This is a genomic window from Butyrivibrio sp. NC2007, assembly GCF_000421405.1.
Lineage (GTDB): Bacteria > Bacillota > Clostridia > Lachnospirales > Lachnospiraceae > Butyrivibrio.
Map to the genome: position 1 here is coordinate 51280 of NZ_ATWY01000013.1, position 25353 is coordinate 76632.

The following is a 25353-nucleotide window of genomic DNA, read 5'->3' on the forward strand; positions in this document are numbered from 1 at the left end:
TAGAAGGAATCAATGAATGCTGCCCTGGGGCAGAAGTTGATTCCTTCTTTTTTTGTGCTATGATATGAACTGATAATTTTTTGAGGAGCATATAATGAGCAGTAATTTTGATAAATACTTTGAGAATGGCGGAAGCCTTAAGCAGGGAGTTTTGGAGGAGCACGTATGGCTTCGCTTTCTCACATGCACTGACAATGTCTATGTAAATGCAGAGAGACTTGAGAGCATGGGAAGCCTTTCCGGAAGAGAGACTCTCATGTATGTCATCAGAACCCTTGATATTCTCGACGAAGTTGCAGGGAGAGATAAGCTTGGCAGCAGGGTAAAAGAAATTGTGGAGACAACCCTAAAGTGGTCGGAAGTAGCCAAGGGAGGTCTTTCCAAGGAGAGGAAAACCTGGATTGAAAAGGGTTATCCACTGGATATCCACAATATTGCCTCAGCTGAAATTTACAAAGACGTTACCGGAGATGCAGGAACAATCTATACTCTCATAAAGACTCACGGAATAGTTGGTCAGTGTATCAGAGGAGAGATCTCCGTATCAGCTAACGCGCCTCTTATTGATATTAAAGATGATGAGAAGAAAGCTATCCTTATGTCTCTTAATGAGTGCATAATCAGGGCAGCCAGTGAAAATATCTGGAACAACATTAAGAAAAGCGTGGAGTCCTTAATTGACAGGATCATTGCAGGAGACTTATCTGAGTTTACTGCCCAGTACAGACTCCAGAAACTGTGCCCCAGAGAAATAGAATTCTTCGAAAATGATGTAAAGTTTTTTGAGAAAAACATCTTCCCGAAATTCGAGCTGTGGTATTTTGAATCAGCGCTCTCTGATTTCAACATGGGTCAGATAAGAACAATTCTTTCAAACACTTTAGATGCTATAAACAGATCAGGAAAAGAAGTAAGACACCTTAACTTCAAGCCTCTCTCAGATAGTCTCTACTACGACTACGAGGGCAAAAAGCATGTAAACATCTACAAGAAGAGGATCATAGAGAAATACATTCTCGACTCTTCAGTCCAGAACGTGGACATAGATGTGAAGATAGAAAATGGTTCTGCCTTTGTTGACTTTAAGTTCTCTTCTGTCTGTGAGAAACTCATAGACTTCTGCGTGGAAGCTGAAAGGAGCGGACTTCTCACCTTTGAGAAGAGTATAATCGTTCTCTATGACATGTTCGGCTTCAGACGCGATGCCTTTGACAGGCTCAACAACGAGGATAAATATCTTAAGACCATGAATGATGTAACTTCCAGCACCAAGGACAGCATCATCGACTACGTGGTCGGAGAGAGCGTTGTGGATGTTGGATCCGGCGGAGGAATCCTTCTTGATAAGCTGGAAAAGAGCTATCCAGACAAGAAGGTAATCGGAACAGACATATCAGCTAATGTCATAGAGACCCTTAACCAGAAGAAAAACCGTGATGGCCATAAATGGGAAGTTCAGGTCCACAACTTTGTCGATGATACCATGGACCCCAAGGTTGGCAGCATTATCTTTTCCTCAATACTGCATGAAATCTATTCCTACACGGAGACGGATGGCGGAAGGTTTGAGATTGACAGTGTCAAAAAAGCGCTTAGAAATGCTTATGACAGCTTGAATAAGGGCGGAAGGATAATAATAAGAGACGGAGTTAAGACAAAAGGCTCATACCCATTAAGCATCAGGTTTAAGACCGAAGCCGGCCTTGATTTCTTTAAAAACTATATGAATGATTTCAAGGGGCTAAAAGACATTCCGGAAGAGAAAAAGGTTTCCTCTATTGATGAGAAAACCCTTACTGTAACCGGAGATGTGAACTTTATCAGAGAGTTCCTCTACACCTATACCTGGGGTGCTGAGAGCTACGCCCACGAGGTACAGGAGCAGTTCGGATACTTTACCTTAAGTGAGTATAAAGAGTTCTTTAACGAGCTGGGGGCTAAGATCATATTTGCTGAAGAGCTCCTTGAGCCAGGATATCCTGATAATCTCGGAAAACTCGTGGAACTCCTTGATGAAAAGGGCAATCCGGCAGAATATCCGGACTCCAACTGCATAATCATCGCTGAAAAACAAATTACTTAAATTCATCTGAATAGTAGGGCACTACAAGACTCTCGCCGGCATTGATACGGCCGTCTTCACCCAGACTGTTTATTGCGCAGACTTCTCTTATGTAGGAGTCTGCGTCTTTGTATTCTGAGGAGATGTAATCCCCTGCAATGCTTCCAAGGGAGTCACCACTGTGAACGGTTATAGTTGTGTAGTATTTAAATCTTCCGTTCTCGGAATGAGCTGACAGCACCAGCTTGGAACACAGAAATGCAAAACTAAAAACTACAAGTGCTATCACAAGACCGAGGATGATCCTCTGGCGTCTTACTATGCGAAGACGTCTCTTTCTGTTCTCTTCAATTCTGATCTCTCTGTAAGCAAAATATGCTGCATCCATAAAAAACACCTCCTTTGCGATGACTAGATTGTCGCAAAAGAGGTGTCCTATATACCGTACTTATTCCCAGAAGAGCTCGTCCAAAGTCTTGTCCAAAGCCTTGCATATTGCGATGCAGAGGTTGATGGTCGGGTTGTAGTCCCCCTTTTCTATAGCGCTGATAGTCTGCCTTGATACTCCGCAGAGGCTGGCGAGCTGATCCTGGGAGAGATCCTTGCCGGCTCTTGCGGCTTTTAGTCTTAGATTCTTCATAGATCAGTCCTCCTCATTTTCTTTTGTATCGAAGGCTTTCTTAACAAGGGCACAAATGCCGATCACTGCCATCCAAATAAGAACGATCACATTCAGAAGCGGAAGTGAATTAAAGCCTTCTTTTGCAAGTGTTCCGTTTGCGATTGAAGCAATAACAGGGATGAGGTTTAAAGCTATTGCTATAACTATGATTGCTGTATAGCGCTTGCGGTTGTTGTTAAGTCCCCAGTAGGTTCCGTTCCAGATGCTGTGTACACACAGAACTGCAAAAGAGATGAGTAATACAATAAAATGTACCAGATATCTCTCAATTCCAAATGAGATGTCACCTACCTCGAGGATTGCGAGAGCTGCTTCCAGGCAAGCCAGAGTGTAGAAGCTGTACTTGTATCCGCGACCCTTAATGGATTCCTGTCTCTCGTCGTACTGTGTCTTAAACCTGTGATCTTTGTTTGCAAACTTAAGAAGTATTACTGCAATAACAAGACCAATCATTAAACCAAATACCATTCCATATGATGCAACTGCGTTCATTATATTTCTCCTCCTGATAAAGAATGAAACAATGTTTATATGTTAACTACTTATCTGTCAGCTGATAATCATATATTAAAACCACAATAGAATAATGTCAAGTATATTTTACAAAAATCTTTTCTGAATATCAAAATTCATATAAATATCAGGAAAAATTTGGCACAAAAAAAGAGGACTGCCACGGAAAATGGCAATCCTCAAAATCTGCTTTATGCAAAAAATGAATAATTATCCAAAATATCTCTTAAGGAGACCTGCGAAAGCTTTTCCATGTCTTGCTTCGTCTCTTGCCATCTCATGAACTGTGTCATGAATCGCATCAAGATCAAGAGCTTTAGCTCTCTTTGCAAGGTCTGTCTTTCCTGCTGTAGCGCCGTTCTCAGCATCTACACGCATTTGAAGATTCTTCTTTGTGGAGTCAGTTAATACCTCACCAAGAAGCTCTGCGAACTTAGCAGCATGCTCTGCCTCTTCCCAGCCTGCCTTTGCGTAATAATCACCAATCTCGGGATAACCTTCTCTATATGCCTGGCGGCTCATAGCAAGGTACATACCAACTTCAGTACACTCTGCGTTGAAGTTCTGACGAAGATCCTCAATAATGTCTTCCGGAACGCCCTTAGCAACGCCAACTACATGCTCAGCAGCCCAAACCATTTCGCCTTCCTGTTTGGTGAACTTCTCAGCCGGTGCCTTACATACAGGACAAGCCTCCGGAGGAGTGTCGCCTTCATGAACATAACCACATACCTGACATACCCATTTCATAATAAGAAATCTCCTTTCCTGCGCATTGCGCTTAAGTGTATAAATACACAAATAACTGCCGTAAATTCAGAATATCATAAAGAGACAGAAAATACTCTTTATTTTATAAATATTTAAGAAACAGATTCGTAATTGTTTGAAAATTAATTTCATTTCGTTATCAAAAATGCGATATACTAGTAAGTGGGAGAATTTTATGTATGGAGGCTGCACATGAATATCGTAAGTGAAAAAATTAGAAGTAGTTATGATGAGCTGCCCTCTTCCGAGAAGCTGGTGGCAGATTATGTTCTGGAACATAAGGACGCGCTCTTTAAACACCCAATAAAAGAGCTGGCGGAAATGTCGGGGACTACTCAGGCAGCCTGGACAAGATTTGCTCAGGCTATAGGGTATGATGGTCTAAAAGACCTGAAAAACGCATATTACGCTGAGGCTAACACAAACCTTGAAAAGGTAGGCGAGAATGCGCCTAAGATTGCCTTCAAGGATATAAACGAATATACATCGCTACAGTCAATTGCCGACAATATCTGTGCAACCAGTGTTCAGGCCATACAGACTACATACAGACTCTTTGCTGCAGAAGCTTTCAATGATGCGGTTGAAGCAATCATCGGAGCAAAGCAGATACAGGTATTTGGCGTAGGAACTGCGGGAATAGCTGCCTACGATCTTTACTGCAAGCTTCTTAGAATACACTACAATGTAGTTTTCAATCAGGATCATCACATGAACCTCATGACAGTTTCCCAGATAGCACCTGATGATGTGGCAATCTTTTTTGCAGACAATGCTAAAAATACTGAAATTATGCAGCTTTACAATATTGCAAAAGAGCGTAAAGCTGCTACAATAGCAGTTACAAAGCTTGGTAACAATGCTTTGACCACCGGCTGCGATCAGGTTCTTTTTGCAACCTCTCCAGAGATTGATAAAAAGAGCGGACTGAACAGTTCAAGGTTTGCTCAGCTCTATATCGTAGATACGCTCTACACGGCTATTGCAAACAGGGACTACGAGAATATCAAAGAGTATTTAAAAGACTCCTATGATGTATTCCACAAGACAGCCAGAGAATAATTAAAAGGAGAGAAATATGGATTTAATACCTAGTTTTTCAGTTGATCACAACAAGATCATACCCGGAATCTTCATCAGTAGACAGGATCAGGTAGGTGATAATGTCATAACAACTTACGACGTAAGAGTGACAAGACCTAATAAAGAACCTGCAGTTGATGTAGCAGCCATGCATACACTTGAGCATATCATTGCTACTTATCTTAGAAATGACCCCGATTGGAAGGATGAAGTTATTTACTGGGGTCCTATGGGATGCCTTACAGGTTTTTATCTCATCCTTAAGGGCGGACGTGCTCCAAAGGAGATCCACGATCTGCTTCTTAGAGCATTTAAGTCAGTTGCTGATTCAACAGAAGTTCCCGGATCTAATGAGGAGAACTGTGGCAACTATCTGATGCACAACCTCTGGCTTGCTAAATGGCATGCAGAGAGATTTGCTAAGTACCTTGAGGACAATGCAGATAATCAGGCTATCTTTGAGTATCCCAAGACAGACAGACTTGTAACTGATGACGGACGTCAGTTCTTCGATTCATAATAGGAGAAGTTCATGAAGATTGGTATTATCGGCGCCATGGAGGTCGAGGTAGAATCTCTTAAGAGCGCTATGACTGTTAAAAGAACTATCAGCAAAGCCTCAATGGATTTCTTTGAGGGCACCATCGGAAATACCGAAGTTGTCGTTGTAAGAAGCGGAATCTGCAAGGTTAATGCCGGAATCTGCGTTCAGATTTTATCGGATGAATTCGGAGTAACCCACGTTCTCAACACAGGAGTTGCAGGATCTTTAGATGCAAGGATCAATATCGGCGACATCGTACTTTCAACCGATGCAGCTTATCACGATGTTGATGCTACGGTTTTCGGATATAAGAAGGGCGAGATCCCTCAGATGGGAGTACTGTCTTTCCCTGCAGATAAAGAGCTTATTGAGAAGGCAAAGGCTGCTATAAAGACAGCAGCACCTGACCTTGGAGTATTTGAAGGAAGGGTATGCAGCGGTGATCAGTTCATTGCGGAGAAGGACGTCAAGGACTCCATTATAAAAGATCTCGGCGGAATGTGCTGCGAGATGGAAGGCGCCGGAATCGCTCAGGCGTGCTATCTCAACAAGATCCCGTTCGTTATCATCAGAGCAATCTCAGATAAGGCTGACGGATCGGACGTAATGGATTATCCGGAGTTTGAGAAGAAGGCTGCAAAAGACTGCGCGGCTCTTGTAATGGAAATGATGAAGTCCATGTAATAACAACAAAAAGCATATAAAAAAGGGAGCTGAGAATCAGCTCCCTTAATTTTTGTCTTCATTTACCTAAGTTATCAGATGTTCAAAAGCTTGCTGTACTCTGCAAGTGCTCCGTCTGTATCGTGAGCAAGAACCTTTTTGGCAAGGACCTTACCGAGCTGTACACCTTCCTGGTCGAAGCTGTTGATGTTCCATACAAAGCCCTGGAACATAACCTTGTTCTCGAAGTGTGAAAGAAGAGCACCAAGGGACTTAGGATCAAGCTCATCTCCGATGATGATGCTTGAAGGACGTCCGCCCTTGAAGTTCTTGTTGAGGTTCTCATCCTTCTTGCCGCAGGCAAACGCTACGATCTGAGCTGCTACGTTAGCGCAGAGCTTCTGCTGGCTTGTGCTGCCCTGGATATCTACATCGTTCCTGAGCTGGCTGTTTCTAAAGCCGATGAACTGAAGAGGAATGATGTCTGTTCCCTGGTGAAGGAGCTGGTAGAAGGAGTGCTGTCCGTTTGTACCGGGCTCACCGAAGATAACAGGTCCTGTCACATAGTCTATAGGATCGCCGAAGCGGTTAACGCTCTTTCCGTTTGACTCCATATCAAGCTGCTGGAGGTGTGCAGGGAAACGGCTAAGTCCCTGTGAGTAAGGAAGAACTGCTGTGCTCTCGTATCCGAGAACGTTTCTCTCAAATACACCGATGAGGGCATCGAGCATTGCAGGGTTTGTCATAAGGTCTTTTCCTGCTGCGAGCTTATCTTCCTCAGCTGCGCCGTCGAGGAACTGAGCAAATACTTCAGGACCGAATGCAAGAGAAAGAACTGCTCCGCCAACGCCTGATGTTGAAGAATAACGTCCGCCGATGAAGTCATCCATGAAGAAAGCTTCAAGGTAGTTGTCGCTCTTTGCAAGAGGTGATGTCTCTGATGTAACTGCGATCATGTGCTTGGAAGCATCAAGACCTGCGTTCTTAAGAGCATTTACAACAAAAGACTCATTGGTGAGTGTCTCAAGTGTTGTACCTGACTTGGATACAAGAATGAAGATTGAATGAGCTGCATCTATCTGATTAAGTACGGCTGATGCATCGTCGGGGTCAACGTTGCTGATGAACTTGGCTTCCATCTTAAAGTTCCCTGTTCTGTGAGCCCAGTTCTCAAGAGCAAGGTACATAGCTCTTGGACCAAGGTCTGATCCGCCGATACCGATCTGAACAACTGTTGTGAACTTCTCGCCCTTCTCATTTACGATCTCGCCTGAGTGAACCTTCTTTGCAAATTCAGCGATTCTGTTCTGCTCCTTAACATAGAATTCTCTCTTATCTACGCCGTCAGCAACTACCTTATCGCCAAGCTGGCCTCTTGTGAGCTGGTGAAGAACAAGGCGCTTCTCACCTGTGTTGATAACCTCTCCGTTGTAGAGAGCCTCAAACTTCTCAGCAAGCTGAGCTTCCTCAGCGAGCTTCTTAAGAGCTGCGAGGATGTCGTCGTTAACCTCTTTTGCTGCGTAGTTGTAAGAAAGGCCGGCTGCCATAGGTACTGAGTAGTTCTTAACTCGCTCAGCTCCGCTCTCGCCTGACATAACCTCCTGAAGGTTAACCTTAGAAACATTAGAGAGTTCCTTAAAGGAATTAAGGGTATCAAGATTGTTCCAATTGATCATTATCAAAGCCTCCGTATAATCGTGTGGAAAACGTTTTTTTATCCGCATTAAAGTGTAGCATGGAGAAAGTCGCATATCAAGCAAAACTACTATAAAAAATATCTTAAGTTTGCCCAAAATATGATATACTTAATTATGGCTTAGGGGGACACAATGAGATTTCGTACAAAACTCTTAATTACGTCCTTGGCGATTGTTGTCATTCCGCTTATCCTGGCAGTGGGCACATTTATGGCCTTTGGCCGGTATATGGCTTACAAACAGCAGCTGCAGCAGCATACCACCGCGTTTGATTACGGTATGATCTCTGATCCCGGTGGTACTTTTGCGGAGATGACCGATGAGCTGGTAAAAGAAATCGCCATCAATATGTTATCCAATCCATTTATCCTGGAGAATGAACAGTTCCTTTCAGATCTGGATGCGCAGGTGGAATCGAGATATTCCTTCATCATAGTCAAAAAAGGTGGTGAGCTTTATTATGCTGCCAGCAGAGACAAGGCCAAGGCAGTTATCAACGAGCTCCCGGGCTATGGCAACAGTATCGAGGGTATTTATTACACCTCGTCCAAGCATCTGGTAAGACAGGTAGACTTCCTGTTTTCCGATGGCGCAAGGGGTAGTCTGTATTTCATCTCAACCATTAGAACTGCAGTCACTACATCGCTTGTTATTTACATGTGCGTTGCGATAATCTTCATATTGCTCGTGACCAGCCTTCTTCTGACCATGTGGCTGGGGCGAAGTTTCTTCAGACCGATCAATCAGCTGAACATCGCGATGCAGCACATCAAGGATGGAAATTTCGACTTTGTACTTCCGACGGATGTCAAGGAAAAGGGTGAGATCGGAGCCATGTACCGAAACTACGAGGACATGAGACTTCGTCTTAAGGAATCCGCGGAAGAGAAGATAGAGAGGGAGAAGCAGAACAAAGAGCTTATCAGTAATATCTCCCATGACCTAAAGACACCTATCACTGCTATAAAGGGATACTCACAGGGCCTTTTGGAGGGCGTTGCAGACAGTCCCGACAAGCAGAAGAAATACATTAAGATCATTAATAGCAAGGCCAACGACATGAACAACCTTATTAATGAGCTTACATTGTATTCAAGTATTGATAACAACAGAATTCCCTACAACTTCACCAAGATCAATGTGGCTGATTATTTCGGGGATTGTATAGATGAGATTGGTGCTGATCTCGAGAGCAAGAACATCAAGCTCAACTACTCCAATCTGATAACGCCGGATACACTGATAGTAGCCGACGCAGAGCAGATCAAGAGAGTAATAAACAACATTGTTAACAACAGTGTTAAGTACCTGGGAAGAGACGACGGAACCGGACAGATCGATATAAGGATCCTTGATGAGATCGATTCGGTGAGAGTTGAGATTGAGGACAATGGTAAGGGTATTGCCCAGAAGGATATCCCCAATATCTTCGACAGGTTCTACAGAACGGATTCCTCCCGTAACTCCAAGCAGGGCGGAAGCGGAATCGGTCTCTCAATCGTCAAGAAGATCATTGAGGACCACGGCGGTTATATTTGGGCTACCAGCCACGAGAACGAAGGTACCTGCATGCATTTCGTACTGAGGAAGTACGTAGAGTATGCGGATAACTCTGATACAGTAACTGTAGCTAATGAAACACAATAATCCATAGAAAGGCAGAGGGTGTATGAGTAGAATACTTATTGTTGAGGATGAAGAGGCGATTGCTGACCTTGAGAAGGATTATCTTGAGCTTAGCGATTTTGAGGTTGCAATTGAGAACACTGGGGATGCTGGACTTGCAACTGCACTTGCGGAGGACTTTGATCTTATAATACTTGATCTTATGCTTCCCGGAATGGATGGCTTTGAAGTATGTAAGCGCATCAGAGAAAAGAAAGACGTGCCGATCCTTATGGTTTCAGCCAAGAAGGATGACATTGATAAGATAAGAGGACTGGGACTTGGTGCAGATGACTACATCACAAAGCCCTTCAGCCCTTCAGAGCTTGTTGCCCGTGTTAAGGCACACATGGCAAGATACTCAAGACTTGTAGGCTCAGGCCATGAGAACAACGACTTTGTTGAGATCAGAGGCCTTAAGATTGACAAGACTGCAAGACGTGTATATGTCGATGATCAGGAAAAGAGCTTTACAACCAAGGAGTTTGATCTTCTTACCTTCCTTGCTGAGAACCCTAACCACGTGTTCACAAAAGAAGAGCTCTTCCGCAAGATCTGGAACATGGATTCCATCGGTGATATCGCTACTGTAACAGTACATATCAAGAAGATCCGTGAGAAGATCGAATATGATACCTCCAATCCTCAGTACATTGAGACTATCTGGGGCGTAGGTTACAGATTCAAGGTATGATGAATGACTAACAGCATAGATTATCTTTATGAGGACGAGGACATCCTGGTCTGCCACAAGATGGCAGGCATGGCAACAGAAGGCGCGAGAGCCGGAAGGATGGACCTTGTGAGCGCAGCAAGAAATTATCTTGCCCGCAAAGATAAGATGAATACCAAAGGGCGGCAAAGAAATTTGCCGCCCTATGTTGCTACTGTGAACAGACTGGATCAGCCTGTTGAGGGTGTTATCGTGCTAGCCAAAAATAAAAAGGCTGCATCAGATCTGGCACAGCAGATTAAGCTTCACAAGACAGAGAAGTACTATTATGCTCTGTGCTTAGGGATTCCCACTGAAGAAAAGGGGCATTTGTCCGATTACCTTATCAGGCGTGCAGATAATGGCCTTGCGGATATTTACAGGGAAGATGAGAAGGTAGAGACCATCGGGGGAGATGCCAAGATGGCAGAACTGGAATACGAGGTCATAGCTACAAAGGGTGAGACAGCTCTTTTGAAAATCCATCTTCTTACAGGGCGCTTCCATCAGATCAGGATCCAGCTGGCCAGCAGAGGCTATCCAATCCTTGGTGATGATAAGTACGGAAATGAGAAAAGCCGGGAATATGCAGAAAAAGCCGGAATAAAGAATGTCTGCCTGGTCGCTTATAAGTATGTCTTTAAGCACCCGAGCACCAAAAAGAAAGTGGAGTTTGAGATAACGCCTAAGAATGCTGCCATAGGAGAATTACTAAATTGCGAAAATACATAACCTGGGGTTATCTGATAATAATATGCACCATCCTTCCCTTATATATGAAGGACGGTTACTATATGCTGGGAGAGAGTAAGGGCCTTTTGTACCTGGGAGTGAGCGCGGCTTTTGCCCTTGTACTTGTGCTGTTTGAGAGAAAAAAGCTTTTGTCAGGAATAGATAAGGAGAGCTTTGCTTTTTTCGGACTCATGGCCTTTTTGTTCTCCAACATCATAAGCTTTGTCTTTTCCATAAATAAGTCTGTTTCCTTCTTTGGCCTTGAGGGCTGGAGAGGAGGCTTTCTTACTGTTATCCTTATGCTGTTTTTTGCACTTGTCTTCTCCGGGCAGGAACTTTTTTCAAAATATGTCACAGCAGCTCTGCTGCTTACTCCCGCCTTTGAGTTTGTCCTTGGGATTCTCGGGAGATTTGGAATATACCCAATTGCCATCGCTCATCAGAACAATTCATTTGTGGCCACCATCGGTAACATCAACTGGTATGTGGGCTTTCTTTCAGTGTTTGTTTCGCTGGGAGTAGGCCTTTGCTATACTGAAAAGCTCTTTTCCAAAGAATTCTTCCTTCTTGCCCTATACGAGATTCTGGGACTGGTAGCTCTTCTTACACAGGGGAGTGAGAGCGGAGGACTGGTGATAATTGGCGCATTTTTGCTGCTGCTCTTTAGGAGTCTTGGCAGTAGAAAGAGCTTTTTAAAGATGTCGGCTCAGTTCTTTATCTTAGGGCTCTCCATGGAGATAGTGGATATCCTTATGCTGGCCTTTGGCAGCCTTTATAATTACCAGGACAATCTCCTTGTTCAGGCCTGCAGCGGTTTTAAGGGACTTATCCTCATGGCGTCTGCCTTTTTCCTGTACAGATTATCAAGGCTGTTTGAGGAAATCAGCGGAAAGTGGAGGGGTAAGCTCTTTACGGAGGTTCTGCTGTTTGCGCTGGGAATTGGCATAGCGGTAGCGGTTTATAAACTGCGCAGCAGCTTCGGGTATGGCTTTGGAAACGGAAGAGGGCTTATCTGGAGCATCAGCGCAGATATGTTCCATACGCTATCGCCCTGGAGAAAGCTTGTGGGCGTAGGCCAGGACGGCTTTTATTCTTATGCCTACTCAGTGCCTGAGATTGCAGATTCCCTGCTTAACACCTTCCCCGGCAATAAGCTTACCAATGCTCACTGCGAGCTTTTGACAATGCTGATAGAAAGAGGACTCCTTGGAGCTGTCACATATCTTTTCTTTATGGGAACGATCCTCTGCGCATTTATTAAGAACAAAAAGGAGCGCGCAGCAACTATCTGCGCACTCCCTGTCATTGCATATTTTCTTAATTCTCTAGTCTCTTTCTCGACTGTAACTTCAACGCCCTACCTGATGCTGGCCATAGGAATCGGGCTCTCAAGCTGCAAGAGCGAGATCAGTTAAAGGTTGGAACCGGAATGCTCTCATCCAGATCGTGGAAGAAGGTTCTGGTCCTGATGATTCCTGCCAGTGCGTCCTTATATTCATATAAGAAGCGCTCGCTTATGTTTTCCTCGCCGTACATCTGGCATCTGCCGGCATAAGCGTTCAGGACTGACACATAGTGCTTGTCCTGATTAAATACATTGAAGATCTCATCTTTCCTTCTTCTTGGATGTTTGGAAGCGAACTTCCTGATATCCAGCTGAAGATCAACTGCAAGGGCTTTCTCCCTTTTTCTTACACTGTGAAGAATTTCTTCGTATTTCTCGTCATCTATTTTTTCAAAACGATCAACGAACTCCAAACAGCATGCGTGGTCCGGCAGAAGGAGCCTTACTCTGTCATCTCCATAGACTTCCTCGATCTCTGCTACCACAGCCGGATCAAGTGGCTTGCCACTGTAATCCAGGATTATAACCTTATCCCCTTTTTTGTACATTTACACCTCCTAGAAACTTTGTATTTTTAGCGGTGTTCCCCTACCTCTAGTATAACATAATTGCGAATTATTTTTTCTTTATATCTGTTTTAAGTTATTTTTAGGCAAGGCTTTTATGATGTGTCTATAAGGTAACAAAAACGCACAAAAACGGAGAGAGAAAAAATGGCAGGATTTAAGGATGTATTTCAGAGAATCGAAGTGAAATATCTGTTGGATGATATGCAGTATACGGAGCTGAGAAAACAACTGGAAGGCATGGCAGAAGTTGACAGCTACGGAAAAACATCCATCTTAAATATATATTTTGACACACTGGATTATAAGCTGATCGAAAGGTCCCTTGAAAAGCCAATCTACAAGGAAAAGCTAAGGCTAAGGACATATGGCGTTGCAAATGATGACACCAATGCTTTTATCGAGATCAAGAAAAAGTACAAAGGCGTTGTCTACAAGAGAAGAATCTCAATGCCATACAAAAAAGCCATGGAATACCTTGTAGATGGTAAAAGACCTGAAGAAAGAAGCCAGATTTCAGACGAGATCGATTATTTCCTTAAGTACTACAAAGGAATAAGACCTGCAATGGCGATCTCCTACGACCGCATAGCAATGGCTGGAACCACGGATCCGGACCTGCGCATCACCTTTGATACCAACATCAGATGGCGCACGGATAAGCTTAGCTTATCTGAAGGGAATGTTGGAAAAGACATCCTTCTTCCCGGCCAGCACCTGATGGAGCTTAAGATCGCAGGAGCAATGTCAATCGAACTTGCAAAGATACTCGATGAACTTAACATCAGAAAAACCTCTTTTTCCAAGTACGGAAAAGGATACGTTGAATATATGTACGGCGAAGACGCCACAGAGAGAAACAAGAGCAACATCAAAAACTTTCGCAGAGCAGTTTAAAGAAAATATTATTTGAGAAAAAAGGAGAAAATAAAATGTCTACATCAGATTTGATTTTTGGAAGCATCATCACAAACGGTACTATCACAGGGGCATCATTTTTGATCGCAACTGTTTGTTCACTGGCCATCGGCCTCTTTATAGCCTTTATGTACACCATAAAGAGTAGCTACTCAAGAAGCTACATTATCACACTGGCACTTCTTCCCGCCATTGTTCAGATGGTCATCATGCTGGTAAACGGTAACATCGGAGCAGGTGTGGCTGTAGCCGGAGCCTTCTCGCTGGTAAGATTCAGGTCAGCACCCGGAACAGGAAAAGAGATCACAAGCATCTTCCTTGCTATGGCAGTAGGCCTTGCAACAGGAATGGGCTACATCGGTATTGCAGCAATCTTTGCAGTCATCATCACAGTAGCAAATCTTATCCTCATGGGAAGCGGCTTTGGTAGCGGAGCAGCTGAGGAAAAGACACTTAAGATCACTGTACCTGAAGGACTTGATTTTGAAGGGATCTTTGATGACATTTTTGCAAGATACACAACAAAGGCTGAGCTCTGCGAAGTAAAGACATCAGGAATGGGAAGCCTTTACAAGCTTAACTACAGCATCGTTATGAGAAACAGAGCATCCACAAAGGGAATGATCGATGAGATGAGACAAAGGAACGGAAATCTCGAGATAAGCTGCTCAAGACCTGTAGCAGTTAAGGCAGAGGAACTCTGATAAATAAGCTATTATCCATTATTTGAATATAAAAGGCCGTTAGATCCGAATAAGTTGTCTAACGGCCTTTAGCTATGTCATTTTGCTGCTATTTTATGAAGATTCTTAGGGAGCTGGGTAGGAAGAGTTACTACAAATCTGATTATCCTGTCTCCGTCCTTAAGTGCCTGTATGTCGCCTCCGTGGGACTGGGCGATGGCTCTTGCCACCGAGAGGCCTATTCCGTAGCCGCCCTTCTCGCGGCTTCTTGAGGAATCAGCTCTGTAGAAGCGATCAAATAATCTGTCCAGATTTCCTGAAGGCATGTAGTCTGTGGTATTTGATACCTCTAAAGTGATGTTCTTTTCTTTTGACAGATGAACATTGATGCTGCCCTTTTCATCGGAGTATTTCATGGCGTTGTCTAAAAGGAGCGATGTCAACTGGTTGATGGCGTTCTTGTCGCCGGTTATGTGGATGCCGTCTTCTATGTCCGTGACATATTTCTTTGAAGAAGACTCAGCCACTGCCCCAAAAGAAGCAGCAGTCTCTTTTACGGTGGCACTCATGTCGAAGTCGCTGTAGACAACGTGCATTCTCTCCTCATCCATCCGGGAGAGTGTAAGAAGGTTCTTGACCAGGGAGTTCATTCGCTTTACCTGGTTTCTGATGCTGGAAGTCCACTCGCTCTTTCCGGCTTCAAGCTCTAAAACATCGATGTTTGCTGAGATGATGGCAAGAGGCGTCTTTAGCTCATGACCTGCATCCGTGATGAATCTCTTTTGCTTCTCCATGGATTCCACAGCCGGGGCAACAGCCCTTCCGGAAAAGAGGAAAACCAAAATGAACATTGCAATAAGAGTGAAAAGACCGATGAGCAGGGACTGTAAAAGAAGCTTATACACATTTACAAGCGAGGTACTCAGGTCGCTGAAGACCAGTATCTGTGTGCCATCGGCGTTGTTTCCCAGCCTGTATCTGAAGGAGCGATAGAACCCCTTATCCTTACCACGGGAGTAAACCTCAGTGGCAGCCTCTTTTGCCGCATCCTCAGTGACTGAGGCGATATGGTTTACGTCAACTTCAAGGATGTTCCCGGAGGAGTCGTAGCGCACCCAGAAATATCTGGTCTGGTAGGGCATCTCCATGGAACGCATGTTGTTTAAGTGCTCAAAGCCAAGGGGGCGATCCGGCCTTGGCGGCTGCTGATTGTTATTATCCTTGAGCATGCCCGGGAAAAAGCCGTTGTTGGTTGTCAGGATCTGCAACAGATTATCTGCATCCCGTACGCTTTGGGAAATATTGGCAATATTAATGACGGCGATCATGATCACCAGGATCACCAAAAGAGATAACATGGCTGTTATCACGAATTTCTTCCGAAGTTTATTTACCATAATTGTTCCTCGACTTAAGGCTTAGGAAATCTCGTTTATGGAATAGCCGACACCTCTTGATGCCTTGATCTCGCACGTGGCTTCAAGGGATGCGAGTTTCTTTCGAAGGTTTGAAATATATACCCAGACTACGTTTACGTCTGCTTCGCCGTCGGACCAGATCCTGTCCATGAAGTTGTCAACGGAGATGATCCTTCCGGGAGAAGTCATCAGCATCTCCATCATCTGGAATTCCCTTCCTGAGAGATGGATCTTATCGTGCCCCTCTGTGCAAAGATCGTACCCTGCTCTGTCCAGCGTAAGGTTTCCGCAGGTGAGGTTAGCGGGCGCGAAGTCCTCTTTTCTTCTGAGCATTGCCCTTACTCTTGCAAGGAGCTCGCCCATATCAAAGGGCTTTGGAAGGTAGTCGTCGGCGCCAAGGTCAAGACCCTTAATGCGGTCATCTACTTCAGTCTTGGCAGTCAGGAATAAGACAGGGGTTGAAAGACCTTTTTCTCTTATTTTCTTAAGGACTTCCATGCCGTCCATTCCGGGCATCATGATATCGAGGATTATGCCGTCATAGTCTCCTGCGAGGGCATAGTCTAGGGCGTCAGTTCCGTTATATACTGCATCTACAGTGTAATTGCTGTGTTTAAGGATAGCTACAAGGGCGCTTACCAGTTCTTTTTCGTCATCGGCCAGAAGTAGTTTCATAGCATGTTCCTCCAATTACATTAATTTTATCACAAGTTAACCCGCAGCGCCTGCGATGGAATGGGCTTTACTGATAGGCTTTCTCCAAAGACGGATGAGAAAGAGCGTTCCGCGAACGCACAGGTCCGAGCACATGGCGATCCAAACGCCGGGGAGTCCTAAGATTGGTGCGAGGAAAAATGCCATGGTAAGGCGAACTGCCCACATACTGATGAAGTTTATTATGGATGGACCAAGTGTATCGCCTGCTCCTCTGAATACGCCGGTTGCTACAATCGATGCGGCAAAGAGCGGTTCTGCGAAGGCTTCTATTCTAAGGACCTGTGCACCTAGAGCCTGAATCTCGGGATCCGGTGTAAGGAAGCCCAGAATTGAAGGAGCAAAGATGTACATAAGAATTCCGGTGCAGGTCATGACCAGCATTCCAAGGATGGTTGCAAGCCACCCGAGGCGCTCTGCCAGCTTGTTTCTGCCGGCGCCAAGGCTTTGTCCTATGAGAGCTGTAGCTGCGCTGGCGATTCCGTAGCCCGGCATATAGCAAAGGCTCTCAGCCGATACCGAGAAGGAGTTGGCTGCAAGGGCTGTAACACCCAGGGGCGAAACAATCCTTGTGCAAAAGACATATCCCCAGCCCATGATTCCCTGCTCGATGGCAAAGGGGATAGCGATGTGGAGGGCTGCCTTCAGCTCTTTTACCGAGAAAGGAATCTTGTCCTCGGTGCGAAGATGAAGTATCGGGGACTTGATAAGCAGGAAGAACAGGAGCGTAAGTGCAACTATGCCCTGGGAAATGGCGGTACCAAGCGCAGCTCCTGCAACGCCCAGGTTAAAGCCCGGGAAAAAGACCCTTGCCCCAAAGAGTGAAATGTATCTTGAGGGGAAGATCAGCAGGAAGTTGAAAAAGACATTGAGAAAACACCCCACAACATTTAAGATGCTGGGAGTTCTGATATTTCCGCTGCACTGGAGCATTCCTGAGGCTACGCCGCCTAGGTTCGTGATGGGGAGCGCGAGGGCAAAGATTGCAAAATAGATGGTTGCTTCTCTTACGATGTCCTCATATCCACCAAGCCAATATGGGAGATGCCGGCTTATGGCAAAGCAAATAAGACCGATCAAAGAGCTGAAGATAAGTACGGATATAATGCCGTGCTTGTTGATAGCCCTTGCCTGGGGGAACTTCTTGGCGCCGATATTGTGAGCCACCTGGACAGTAAAGCCCATGGTCACTGATCTGCAAAGACCACCGATGAGCCATGTTGTTGAGGATACAAGTCCTATGGCTGCCGATGATGTGGGGCCAAGACGTCCTACCATTGATTGGTCTACATATTCCATTATTACGGTTGAAATCTGGGAAAGTATGGCCGGGATACTCAGCATTGCTATGATATAGAGCTGGTCCCTCAGAGTAATTTCACTGCCGTTTCGTATTTGTTCAAAATAATCTCGTTTCATCGGAATTAGTATAGCATACGAAGGGAAAAATGGTATTATATTAAAAAAATGGGAAGTGGAAGCAATGATTTTATTTTTTGATGTTGACGGAACTTTGTGGGATTACAAGAACTATATCCCGGAGAGTACAAAAAGGGCAATTAAGCTTGCCCAGGAGAACGGGCACAAGTGCTTTATCAATACAGGAAGAGCAAGGGCTTTTGTATATAATAAGGAGCTTTTGGGAATCGGGTTTGACGGTATAGTTTCTGCCTGTGGCTGCATGATCGAGTATGAGGATAAAGTTCTTTTCAATAAGCTCATGACCAGGGATGAAGGGATAAGGACCATGGAAGCCGTGAAAAAGCATGACTTTAAGGCTATCCTTGAGGGTCCGACTTACCTGTATATGGACAAGCCTGACTTTGCAGACGACATGTTTGGCCAGAAGGTCATAAGGGAGATGGGAGAGAGACTTCTTGGCATCACCGATAAGTGGGGAGAGTGGGAGATGAACAAGCTCTCATGTATCTGCGACAGTCCGACAAGGGATGAGTGCTTTGAAGAGCTTTCGGATATCTATGATTTCATGCTCCATACGGACACAATCGTAGAGATGGTGCCAAAGGGATTTAACAAGGGCACGGGAATCAAGGAAGTATGCGAGCTTTTAGGATGCGATGTGTCTGAAACCGTGGCGTTTGGCGACTCTATAAATGACAAAGAAATGCTCGAAGTAGCAGGAACTTCAGTAGTCATGGGAAGAGCTCCCGAGGAAGTCAAAAATCTGGGAACTATTGTGACGGAAAACCTCGAAGACGACGGTATTTGGAGGGCTTGCGAGAAACTAAATTTATTTTGAAAATAGGGGTTAAGATTCTTTTCTGCCTGCCGATATTATAAATGCAGATTTGGTAGAGGAAAGGATTCCTATTATTATGATGGATTTTGGTTTCTTGGCAGCAGCCGATAGCATAACAAATACATACCTTAATCAGAATTCAGCAAGCAGCGCAGTTTCCGCAATAGGTGCGCTTGATGACGAGACCAAGAAGAAGTTCGGAGAGCAGTTTGCTGAAGCGTATGATTCCATGATAGCTACTAAAATGCTGAGCGAGAATATGCGCCACAGCTATGAGGTTACTCATTCTGATGATCTTAAGTTCCATGCAAATCGCCTCGGATATTCCATAGATAACAGAGTTATCGATATGCTTCATATCCAGATTTCCGATGATATGACAGAAAAGGTAAGCAGCGCTATGAACAATGCGCTCGAGGCCATGTTATAATAAATTGACATGAATAAATTCAGTTTAAGAAGACTTTTAATTTGTGTCCTGCTCATAGGCAGTGCGATCTTCAATGTCGCTGCGTGGATGAGCAGGTCTTTTTCTGATTATTACACTGATAATATCTTCCCGAAGATCACTGGTATATACGGGAGATTTACCAGTCTTTTTCGCGTGTCTGTGGGGGAGAGGCTATTGGTGCTGCTTCCCATTCTGCTGATTCTTTTAGTGATATCTTTTTTCATTAAAAGAGATTTCGCAAAGTGGTATAGACGGGTGCTGGCGTTGGTGCTTTCCGTGGTGGTAGCCGTAATGTCTTTAAACTGCTTCGTGCTCTATCACTGCACGCCACTAAGCGTTACGGAGACAGAAGGTGAGGAGTACTATCTTGAGGACCTGGCGACGCTAAGAGATTACATAGTGTCTAAGTGTAATGAGATGGCGGAACTGATGCCCAGAGATGCGGACGGAAATGTTGTCTACGACGGCGACATGAACGAGGCTGCAAGGATGGCTATGGCAGGGATTGCCGGAGAATACAAGAGGCTTGATGGGTATTATGTAAGGCCCAAGGCGCTGACTTTCTCGGGATTCATGAGCCAGCAGTACATGCAGGGGTATTACTTCCCGTTTTCTATGGAAGCTAATTACAACGATCTGATGTACATAATGAACAAGCCTTTTACCATGTGCCATGAACTGGCGCACACTCACGGGTACATTTATGAGGATGAGGCAAACTTTCTGGGATTTCTGTCCTGCATTAAGTCTGATGATCCGGTGTTTGTTTACAGCGGATATCTGGGAGTTCTTAATTATGTAAACAACGATTTCTACAAGGCGGTTGATGAGGATGAGTACAAGTCCCATGTGAAGATATCCGATACTGTTCGCTACGATGATCAGTTCCTTACCGAGCAGGCTTGGGAGCTGGTCGAAAAGAGAGCGATCCTGGAGACCAAGACGGTTAAGAAGGCAGCAGATACCTTCATCGACACGAACCTGAAGGTCAACGGAGTATCTTCCGGTAAGGTGAGCTACACCCACGTGGTTGCGCTGCTTCTGGACTATTACAGGGCAAATTCGTATAATTGATTTCGAAATATTTAAATTTGATTGGGAGAGAACATGAAGAATAACAAGAGGAAATTTATTCCCTTAATTGCAGCACTTATGGCTGTTTTACTGGTGGCCTGCGGACCATCGGATGAGAAGCTTGCAGAGGCAGAAGAAGCAAGGAGTCTCCTTGCTCAGGCCAAGCAGACAGCAGAGGATACCTACCTTGACGTGTCTGATACGACTCAGCGAAGCATCCTTGATTCGCTCTCTGATAAGGAAGCTGAGATCGAGCAGCTGGATTTCACCAAGATGAATGACAAGAAGATCGACGAAGTCCTGCCGACTATCACAGAGCTAACAGAGAGCTATCAGAATATTGGAAAAGAGCTTTCGGGCGTCCTTACAAGTGAGACTCAGATTAAGGAAGAAAAGGCAAAGCATAAGGGCCTTGAAGTTTACTTTATAAACAAGACGGGAATGAATCTTTCAAAGATCGTTCTTCACGATATTTCCGCGAACACATATAGCGACAATTTTATTGGAGACGGTGTTACGCTTCAAAGCGGATATACACTGATGGGCGTGACTCTTGATGTCTATTCAGACAGCAGTGAATGGGAGTTTATTATCACAGATGATGCAGGCACTGAGTATAACCTGAGCTGCGAGAGCTTAAAGGGCGAAGACTTAAAGGGAGCCTCTGTCGTACTTTCCTATGATTCTGCTGCAGCAACCGGAGAGGCAACTCTTGGAGGCTACTTCCCGCAGCCCGAGCCTGAGCCTACCGAGGCTACCGAAGCCGGCGCTGAAGCTGAAAGCACAGATGCTGCTGAGGGGGCTGGCACCGAAGCTGCTACAGAATCAACATCAGAGTGAGTCACCGGGGACGTTTCAGATTGACTCATTTTGAGTCAATCTGAAACGTCCCCAATGACTCAAAAAAAGACCTTGACGCTTAATGCGCCAGGGTCTTTTTGCATTTGTTGCAATATCCGTATATTTCAAGATGGTGTCCTGTTACTTCAAATCCCGGAAGGGTGGTCTCAAGGTCTTTTGAAATCTCATGAAGAGGACAGGTGGATATGGTGAACTTCTCGTGGCAGCCAAGGCAGACAGCGTAGTGTCTGTGGGTCTGCTTCTTGAGTTCGTAAACCGCGTTATCCTCAGTGGTGAGAACAGATTTCTCAATCATTCCTGCCTTCTCAAAGGCCAGGAGATTTCTGTAAACCGTGGAGAACGCATACATCTCTTTTGATGCCTTCTCGTTCAGTGCGCTGTAAATCTCAGCAGCTGAGAGAGGCTCATCTGCCAGGTAGAGAACTTTGTAGATATCAATTCTCTGCTTGGTCTTTTTTACGCCCTCGGGCCAGTTCTTTTCTATTGTTTCATCAAATGAATGTGAATGAATTTTACAAGTCATGTCTTTTACCCCAATTGATATCAGAGGGTGATCCCAAGAACATCAATAAGAAGTCCTGAGAGAGTTCCGATCAAAAACAGCAGGATAGCTACGTTGAAGTTTACCTTCTTCTCCGAGTTTACTCTAAAGAGCACCATAAGGCCTATTCCTGCGCCGACAAGAAGTCCTGACATCATGGTTCCAAGAGTTATCATCTGATCAAGATAGAGCGTAGTGATGATAACTGAAGGCGCGCAGTTGGGGATAAGTCCGATGAGTCCTGCCAGAATGTGGCTCACAACAGGGTTTGTCTTAAGGAGCATTGACAGGTGATCCTCGCCGATCAGGGTGATAATTATATTAAGTAAAAGAGTGAGTACAAGCACGAACAGGAAGATGTGAAGGGTGTGCACAAAGGCTGACTTAGCCATGCCCTTTAAGGTTGCATCCTCTTCATCATCGCAGTGGCAGTGCTCTTTTTCGCAGAGTTCGTTAATTCTCACGGGATCCTCAGCTCTTTTTCCACGAGCCTTGTGATAGGCATGGACAGCGAAGTCGATGATAAAGCCGGCGATGATACCGATAACTGCTTTAAGCGCCAGGATCTTGACCATTGTGCCCACAGGGAAGTGCTCAGAGATAAGAAGAGGTATCATCTCATCTGAAGTTGAGAGATAGATCGCAATCAGAGTTCCCAGAGTGATGACACGTCCGGCGTAGAGGTTTGAAGCTGCTGCCGAGAATCCGCACTGAGGGAAGATACCGATAACGCCGCCAAGGAGCGGTCCAAAGTGCTCGGTCTTCTGAACAACGTTCTCCGTGAACTCAGCTGTTCTGTGCTCTAAGTATTCCATAGCAAGATATGTTAAATAAAGGAAAGGCAGGATCTTGACAGAGTCGATCACTGCATCAAGAACTATATCGATAATTACGTCCATTACAGACTCCTTTCTGATTCGGTAAATGCAAATGCAAATCATTTGCGTTTAGAATGTCTGCAAAAAAATACCAGCTCATTGCTGGTTTATCAAAAAGCGGGTGATGGGAATCGAACCCACGTATCCAGCTTGGAAGGCTGGTGTTCTACCATTGAACTACACCCGCATGGTGCTGACAAGAAATTATAATAACTAACTTTGCATGGTATGTCAAGCGCTTTTATTATAAATTACTTCCTATTTAGTTTGACAAGCATATAATAGAGGTGTTATTATTTTTCCTACCAAGTTAGTAGGAATTACGAAAGGAAGATTTTAACTATGTCTGAGAATTCATTATTGCAGGTAAAAGACCTCTCAGTATCAATCGACAACGAATTGCCGATCCTTCATAATATTAATCTTGATATTAAGCCCGGCGAGACACATGTACTTATGGGACCAAACGGAGCAGGTAAGTCAACACTCGGCTTTACTCTCATGGGCAATCCTCATTACTGTGTAACACAGGGAAACATCCTCTTTGAGGGCCAGGATATCACAGATATTTCAGCTGATAAGAGAGCCAAGGCAGGAATGTTCTTATCATTCCAGAACCCATACGAGGTTCCCGGTATTTCTCTAGGAAGCTTTATCAGAAACGCATATCACAACCAGACAGGTGAGCCTGTTAAGCTTCTTGCATTTAAGAAGTCACTCAAGGCAGCTATGGATATTCTCTCCATGGATGAGTCCTATGCAGACAGAGACTTAAACGTAGGATTTTCCGGCGGTGAGAAAAAGAAGGCTGAGATCCTTCAGCTTCTTATGTTAAAGCCTAAGTTCGCCATTCTGGACGAGACAGATTCAGGTCTTGACGTTGATGCTGTTCGTACAGTTTCAAAGGGTATCGAGGAGTACCAGAAGAAAAAGGACGGAGCTCTTCTTATCATCACCCACAGCACCAAGATCTTGGAGTCACTTCATGTAGATTACACACACGTTCTCGTTAAGGGAAACATTGTTCACACAGGCGACGGAAGTCTTGTAGATGAGATCAATGCAAACGGATTCGAGAGATTTGTGAAAGAGGATTAAAATGGCTGATACTAACAACAAGCAGGTTGTGGCCGATATTGACCGCAGCCTATACGATTTTAAAGACGTAGAGAGCGAAAAAGACTTCTACCGTATGGCCGAGGGTCTTACCGAAGAGACAGTTCTTAAGGTTTCCGAGGAGAAGAACGACCCTGAGTGGATGCGCGATTTCAGACTTGAATGTCTTAAGCTCTACAACGATATTAAGTTACCTGACTGGGGCCCAAGCATTGAAGGCCTCGACATGGACAAGATTTCTTCCTATGTAAGACATAAATCCGATATGAAGGGTAAGTGGGAAGACGTTCCTGAGGATATCAAGAACACATTCGAGAGACTCGGTATCCCTCAGGCTGAGAGAGAATCTCTTGCAGGTGTAGGAGCTCAGTACGACTCAGAGCTCGTATATCACAATGTAAAAGACGAGGTTGCAGCCCAGGGCGTTATCTACACTGACCTTGAGAGTGCACTCCGAGGTGAGTATGCAGACATGATAAAGTCTCACTTCATGAAGCTCGTACCTCCCACAGACCACAAGTTTGCAGCACTTCACGGCGCTGTATGGTCAGGCGGATCCTTCGTTTACGTTCCCAAGGGAGTTAAGGTTGATATCCCTCTGCAGTCATACTTCAGACTTAATGCTGCCGGAGCCGGACAGTTCGAGCACACACTTATCATCGTTGATGAAGGCGCAGATCTTCATTTCATAGAAGGTTGCTCAGCTCCTAAGTACAACGTTGCCAACCTCCATGCCGGATGCGTTGAGCTCTACGTTGCCAAGAACGCAAGACTCAGATATTCGACCATTGAGAACTGGTCCAAGAATATGTACAACCTCAACACCAAGAGAGCAATCGTTGAGGAGAACGGTATCATGGAGTGGGTTTCAGGCTCTTTTGGCTCACACACTTCATACCTGTATCCTATGACAATCCTCAAGGGTGATAACTCCAAGATGGAATTTACAGGAATCACCTTCGCCGGCAAGGGACAGAACCTCGATACCGGAGCCAAGGTAGTACATCAGGGCCAGCACACAAGCTCAGTTATAAACACCAAGTCCATCTCCAAGGACGGCGGAATCGGAACCTACAGAAGTAGTGTCATCATCCAGAAAACTGCTAAGAAAGCCAAGGCATCTGTTTCCTGTGACTCTCTTATGCTGGATTCAATTTCCAGGGCAGATACAATCCCCGGAATGGACATCCGTACCAATGATGCAGATGTAGGACACGAGGCTAAGATCGGAAGAATCAGTGATGAAGCGATCTTCTACCTGATGAGCAGAGGAATAAGCGAAGAGGATGCCAAGGCCATGATCGTAAGCGGCTTTGCAAATCCCGTATCAAAAGAGCTGCCTCTTGAGTATGCGGTAGAGATGAATAACCTGATCAAGCTCGAGATGAGCGGAAACGGCTGATA

At 44.8% G+C, this 25353-nt stretch carries 27 protein-coding genes and 1 tRNA gene; 16 read left to right on the top strand and 12 right to left on the bottom strand.

Features of this window, described 5'->3' with window-relative positions; translation table 11 throughout:
* Nucleotides 1-94: 94 nt before the first annotated feature.
* Complete coding sequence (locus G632_RS19815) at nt 95-2083, top strand: methyltransferase (RefSeq protein WP_022769316.1); 1989 nt, start codon at nt 95-97, stop codon at nt 2081-2083.
* Here the strand turns inward: G632_RS19815 and G632_RS19820 are convergent.
* From G632_RS19820 to G632_RS0111380, 4 genes are all read right to left on the bottom strand, one after another.
* On the bottom strand, nt 2076-2450 hold the full coding sequence (locus G632_RS19820) for a LysM peptidoglycan-binding domain-containing protein (RefSeq protein ID WP_022769318.1): 375 nt from the start codon (nt 2448-2450) through the stop codon (nt 2076-2078). The two genes, G632_RS19815 and G632_RS19820, sit on opposite strands and share 8 nt — an antisense overlap.
* 60 nt (nt 2451-2510) lie before the next feature.
* A complete protein-coding gene (locus tag G632_RS0111370) occupies nt 2511-2702 on the bottom strand; it encodes a helix-turn-helix transcriptional regulator (RefSeq protein WP_022769319.1) in 192 nt (63 codons plus the stop codon).
* Nucleotides 2703-2705: 3 nt separating this feature from the next.
* A complete protein-coding gene (locus tag G632_RS21280) occupies nt 2706-3236 on the bottom strand; it encodes a hypothetical protein (protein WP_022769320.1) in 531 nt (176 codons plus the stop codon).
* A 231-nt stretch (nt 3237-3467) separates the two neighbouring features.
* A complete protein-coding gene (locus G632_RS0111380) occupies nt 3468-4010 on the bottom strand; it encodes an NADH peroxidase (RefSeq protein ID WP_026512544.1) in 543 nt (180 codons plus the stop codon).
* A gap of 210 nt (nt 4011-4220) precedes the next feature.
* Here G632_RS0111380 and G632_RS0111385 point away from each other — a divergent pair, with 210 nt between their 5' ends.
* From G632_RS0111385 to G632_RS0111395, 3 genes are read left to right on the top strand one after another with little or no spacing between them, the layout of a single operon-like run.
* Nucleotides 4221-5090, top strand: a complete 870-nt coding sequence (locus tag G632_RS0111385; protein ID WP_022769323.1) for a MurR/RpiR family transcriptional regulator — start codon at nt 4221-4223, stop codon at nt 5088-5090.
* A gap of 16 nt (nt 5091-5106) precedes the next feature.
* Complete coding sequence (locus G632_RS19830; RefSeq protein WP_022769324.1) at nt 5107-5631, top strand: S-ribosylhomocysteine lyase; 525 nt, start codon at nt 5107-5109, stop codon at nt 5629-5631.
* A 12-nt stretch (nt 5632-5643) separates the two neighbouring features.
* On the top strand, nt 5644-6339 hold the full coding sequence (locus tag G632_RS0111395; RefSeq protein ID WP_022769326.1) for a 5'-methylthioadenosine/adenosylhomocysteine nucleosidase: 696 nt from the start codon (nt 5644-5646) through the stop codon (nt 6337-6339).
* A 74-nt stretch (nt 6340-6413) separates the two neighbouring features.
* Here the strand turns inward: G632_RS0111395 and G632_RS0111400 are convergent, their stop codons facing one another.
* Nucleotides 6414-7994 (bottom strand): glucose-6-phosphate isomerase, encoded by a 1581-nt coding sequence (locus G632_RS0111400; RefSeq protein ID WP_022769327.1) that lies wholly within the window; start codon nt 7992-7994, stop codon nt 6414-6416.
* 153 nt (nt 7995-8147) lie between these two features.
* Here G632_RS0111400 and G632_RS0111405 point away from each other — a divergent pair, with 153 nt between their 5' ends.
* Genes G632_RS0111405 through G632_RS0111420 form a run of 4 tightly spaced genes read left to right on the top strand, consistent with a single transcriptional unit; the run spans nt 8148 to nt 12539 of the window.
* The gene (locus G632_RS0111405; RefSeq protein WP_022769328.1) at nt 8148-9662 is read left to right on the top strand and encodes a sensor histidine kinase; all 1515 of its coding nucleotides are present in this window, start codon (nt 8148-8150) and stop codon (nt 9660-9662) included.
* Between the two features lie 22 nt (nt 9663-9684).
* Nucleotides 9685-10374 carry a response regulator transcription factor gene (locus tag G632_RS0111410; protein WP_022769330.1) on the top strand — a complete coding sequence of 230 codons (690 nt, stop codon included), beginning with the start codon at nt 9685-9687 and terminating at the stop codon, nt 10372-10374.
* A gap of 3 nt (nt 10375-10377) precedes the next feature.
* Nucleotides 10378-11124 (top strand): RluA family pseudouridine synthase, encoded by a 747-nt coding sequence (locus G632_RS19835; protein WP_022769331.1) that lies wholly within the window; start codon nt 10378-10380, stop codon nt 11122-11124.
* Nucleotides 11109-12539 (top strand): O-antigen ligase family protein, encoded by a 1431-nt coding sequence (locus G632_RS0111420; RefSeq protein WP_022769332.1) that lies wholly within the window; start codon nt 11109-11111, stop codon nt 12537-12539. Before G632_RS19835 ends, G632_RS0111420 begins: the two co-directional genes overlap by 16 nt.
* Here G632_RS0111420 and G632_RS0111425 read toward each other — a convergent pair.
* Nucleotides 12532-13017, bottom strand: coding sequence for a hypothetical protein (locus G632_RS0111425; protein WP_022769334.1), 486 nt, complete (start codon nt 13015-13017; stop codon nt 12532-12534). The two genes, G632_RS0111420 and G632_RS0111425, sit on opposite strands and share 8 nt — an antisense overlap.
* A gap of 165 nt (nt 13018-13182) precedes the next feature.
* Here G632_RS0111425 and G632_RS0111430 point away from each other — a divergent pair, with 165 nt between their 5' ends.
* Together G632_RS0111430 and G632_RS0111435 are read left to right on the top strand one after the other, a co-directional pair.
* Nucleotides 13183-13932, top strand: a complete 750-nt coding sequence (locus G632_RS0111430; RefSeq protein WP_022769335.1) for a polyphosphate polymerase domain-containing protein — start codon at nt 13183-13185, stop codon at nt 13930-13932.
* A gap of 35 nt (nt 13933-13967) precedes the next feature.
* Nucleotides 13968-14657 carry a DUF4956 domain-containing protein gene (locus tag G632_RS0111435; protein WP_022769336.1) on the top strand — a complete coding sequence of 230 codons (690 nt, stop codon included), beginning with the start codon at nt 13968-13970 and terminating at the stop codon, nt 14655-14657.
* Between the two features lie 77 nt (nt 14658-14734).
* Here the strand turns inward: G632_RS0111435 and G632_RS19840 are convergent, their stop codons facing one another.
* The 3 genes from G632_RS19840 to G632_RS0111450 are packed head-to-tail and all read right to left on the bottom strand — an operon-like array spanning nt 14735 to nt 18187.
* Complete coding sequence (locus G632_RS19840; protein WP_022769338.1) at nt 14735-16033, bottom strand: sensor histidine kinase; 1299 nt, start codon at nt 16031-16033, stop codon at nt 14735-14737.
* Between the two features lie 21 nt (nt 16034-16054).
* Complete coding sequence (locus tag G632_RS0111445) at nt 16055-16729, bottom strand: response regulator transcription factor (protein ID WP_022769339.1); 675 nt, start codon at nt 16727-16729, stop codon at nt 16055-16057.
* A gap of 36 nt (nt 16730-16765) precedes the next feature.
* The gene (locus tag G632_RS0111450; RefSeq protein WP_022769340.1) at nt 16766-18187 is read right to left on the bottom strand and encodes an MATE family efflux transporter; all 1422 of its coding nucleotides are present in this window, start codon (nt 18185-18187) and stop codon (nt 16766-16768) included.
* A gap of 64 nt (nt 18188-18251) precedes the next feature.
* Between G632_RS0111450 and G632_RS0111455 the strand changes: the two genes are divergently transcribed.
* From G632_RS0111455 to G632_RS0111470, 4 genes are all read left to right on the top strand, one after another.
* Complete coding sequence (locus tag G632_RS0111455) at nt 18252-19028, top strand: Cof-type HAD-IIB family hydrolase (protein WP_022769342.1); 777 nt, start codon at nt 18252-18254, stop codon at nt 19026-19028.
* A gap of 76 nt (nt 19029-19104) precedes the next feature.
* Nucleotides 19105-19458 (top strand): hypothetical protein, encoded by a 354-nt coding sequence (locus tag G632_RS0111460; protein WP_022769343.1) that lies wholly within the window; start codon nt 19105-19107, stop codon nt 19456-19458.
* Nucleotides 19459-19467: 9 nt separating this feature from the next.
* Nucleotides 19468-20553 carry a DUF3810 domain-containing protein gene (locus G632_RS0111465; RefSeq protein ID WP_035782592.1) on the top strand — a complete coding sequence of 362 codons (1086 nt, stop codon included), beginning with the start codon at nt 19468-19470 and terminating at the stop codon, nt 20551-20553.
* Nucleotides 20554-20586: 33 nt separating this feature from the next.
* A complete protein-coding gene (locus tag G632_RS0111470; protein ID WP_022769346.1) occupies nt 20587-21393 on the top strand; it encodes a hypothetical protein in 807 nt (268 codons plus the stop codon).
* Between the two features lie 79 nt (nt 21394-21472).
* On the opposite strand, the gene G632_RS0111475 is transcribed toward G632_RS0111470, so the two are convergent.
* From G632_RS0111475 to G632_RS0111485, 3 genes are all read right to left on the bottom strand, one after another.
* Nucleotides 21473-21937, bottom strand: a complete 465-nt coding sequence (locus G632_RS0111475) for a Fur family transcriptional regulator (RefSeq protein WP_022769348.1) — start codon at nt 21935-21937, stop codon at nt 21473-21475.
* 20 nt (nt 21938-21957) lie between these two features.
* The gene (locus tag G632_RS0111480; RefSeq protein WP_022769349.1) at nt 21958-22854 is read right to left on the bottom strand and encodes a putative manganese transporter; all 897 of its coding nucleotides are present in this window, start codon (nt 22852-22854) and stop codon (nt 21958-21960) included.
* 95 nt (nt 22855-22949) lie between these two features.
* Nucleotides 22950-23020 (bottom strand) — tRNA-Gly (locus G632_RS0111485).
* 155 nt (nt 23021-23175) lie between these two features.
* On the opposite strand from G632_RS0111485, the gene sufC reads away from it, so the two are divergent.
* Both sufC and sufB read left to right on the top strand, forming a co-directional pair.
* The gene (gene sufC, locus G632_RS0111490; protein WP_022769350.1) at nt 23176-23931 is read left to right on the top strand and encodes a Fe-S cluster assembly ATPase SufC; all 756 of its coding nucleotides are present in this window, start codon (nt 23176-23178) and stop codon (nt 23929-23931) included.
* Between the two features lies 1 nt (nt 23932).
* Nucleotides 23933-25351 (top strand): Fe-S cluster assembly protein SufB, encoded by a 1419-nt coding sequence (sufB, locus tag G632_RS0111495; RefSeq protein ID WP_022769352.1) that lies wholly within the window; start codon nt 23933-23935, stop codon nt 25349-25351.
* The last annotated feature ends 2 nt before the right edge of the window (nt 25352-25353 follow it).

Bases quoted from the DNA above. Each gene is read 5' to 3' on its own strand.
- G632_RS19815 (WP_022769316.1), top strand. From the start codon at position 95: ATGAGCAGTAATTTTGATAAATACTTTGAGAATGGCGGAAGCCTTAAG.
- G632_RS19820 (WP_022769318.1), bottom strand. From the start codon at position 2,450: ATGGATGCAGCATATTTTGCTTACAGAGAGATCAGAATTGAAGAGAAC.
- G632_RS0111370 (WP_022769319.1), bottom strand. From the start codon at position 2,702: ATGAAGAATCTAAGACTAAAAGCCGCAAGAGCCGGCAAGGATCTCTCC.
- G632_RS21280 (WP_022769320.1), bottom strand. From the start codon at position 3,236: ATGAACGCAGTTGCATCATATGGAATGGTATTTGGTTTAATGATTGGT.
- G632_RS0111385 (WP_022769323.1), top strand. From the start codon at position 4,221: ATGAATATCGTAAGTGAAAAAATTAGAAGTAGTTATGATGAGCTGCCC.
- G632_RS19830 (WP_022769324.1), top strand. From the start codon at position 5,107: ATGGATTTAATACCTAGTTTTTCAGTTGATCACAACAAGATCATACCC.
- G632_RS0111395 (WP_022769326.1), top strand. From the start codon at position 5,644: ATGAAGATTGGTATTATCGGCGCCATGGAGGTCGAGGTAGAATCTCTT.
- G632_RS0111400 (WP_022769327.1), bottom strand. From the start codon at position 7,994: ATGATCAATTGGAACAATCTTGATACCCTTAATTCCTTTAAGGAACTC.
- G632_RS0111405 (WP_022769328.1), top strand. From the start codon at position 8,148: ATGAGATTTCGTACAAAACTCTTAATTACGTCCTTGGCGATTGTTGTC.
- G632_RS0111410 (WP_022769330.1), top strand. From the start codon at position 9,685: ATGAGTAGAATACTTATTGTTGAGGATGAAGAGGCGATTGCTGACCTT.
- G632_RS19835 (WP_022769331.1), top strand. From the start codon at position 10,378: ATGACTAACAGCATAGATTATCTTTATGAGGACGAGGACATCCTGGTC.
- G632_RS0111425 (WP_022769334.1), bottom strand. From the start codon at position 13,017: ATGTACAAAAAAGGGGATAAGGTTATAATCCTGGATTACAGTGGCAAG.
- G632_RS0111430 (WP_022769335.1), top strand. From the start codon at position 13,183: ATGGCAGGATTTAAGGATGTATTTCAGAGAATCGAAGTGAAATATCTG.
- G632_RS0111435 (WP_022769336.1), top strand. From the start codon at position 13,968: ATGTCTACATCAGATTTGATTTTTGGAAGCATCATCACAAACGGTACT.
- G632_RS19840 (WP_022769338.1), bottom strand. From the start codon at position 16,033: ATGGTAAATAAACTTCGGAAGAAATTCGTGATAACAGCCATGTTATCT.
- G632_RS0111445 (WP_022769339.1), bottom strand. From the start codon at position 16,729: ATGAAACTACTTCTGGCCGATGACGAAAAAGAACTGGTAAGCGCCCTT.
- G632_RS0111450 (WP_022769340.1), bottom strand. From the start codon at position 18,187: ATGAAACGAGATTATTTTGAACAAATACGAAACGGCAGTGAAATTACT.
- G632_RS0111455 (WP_022769342.1), top strand. From the start codon at position 18,252: ATGATTTTATTTTTTGATGTTGACGGAACTTTGTGGGATTACAAGAAC.
- G632_RS0111460 (WP_022769343.1), top strand. From the start codon at position 19,105: ATGATGGATTTTGGTTTCTTGGCAGCAGCCGATAGCATAACAAATACA.
- G632_RS0111465 (WP_035782592.1), top strand. From the start codon at position 19,468: ATGAATAAATTCAGTTTAAGAAGACTTTTAATTTGTGTCCTGCTCATA.
- G632_RS0111470 (WP_022769346.1), top strand. From the start codon at position 20,587: ATGAAGAATAACAAGAGGAAATTTATTCCCTTAATTGCAGCACTTATG.
- G632_RS0111475 (WP_022769348.1), bottom strand. From the start codon at position 21,937: ATGACTTGTAAAATTCATTCACATTCATTTGATGAAACAATAGAAAAG.
- G632_RS0111480 (WP_022769349.1), bottom strand. From the start codon at position 22,854: ATGGACGTAATTATCGATATAGTTCTTGATGCAGTGATCGACTCTGTC.
- sufC (WP_022769350.1), top strand. From the start codon at position 23,176: ATGTCTGAGAATTCATTATTGCAGGTAAAAGACCTCTCAGTATCAATC.
- sufB (WP_022769352.1), top strand. From the start codon at position 23,933: ATGGCTGATACTAACAACAAGCAGGTTGTGGCCGATATTGACCGCAGC.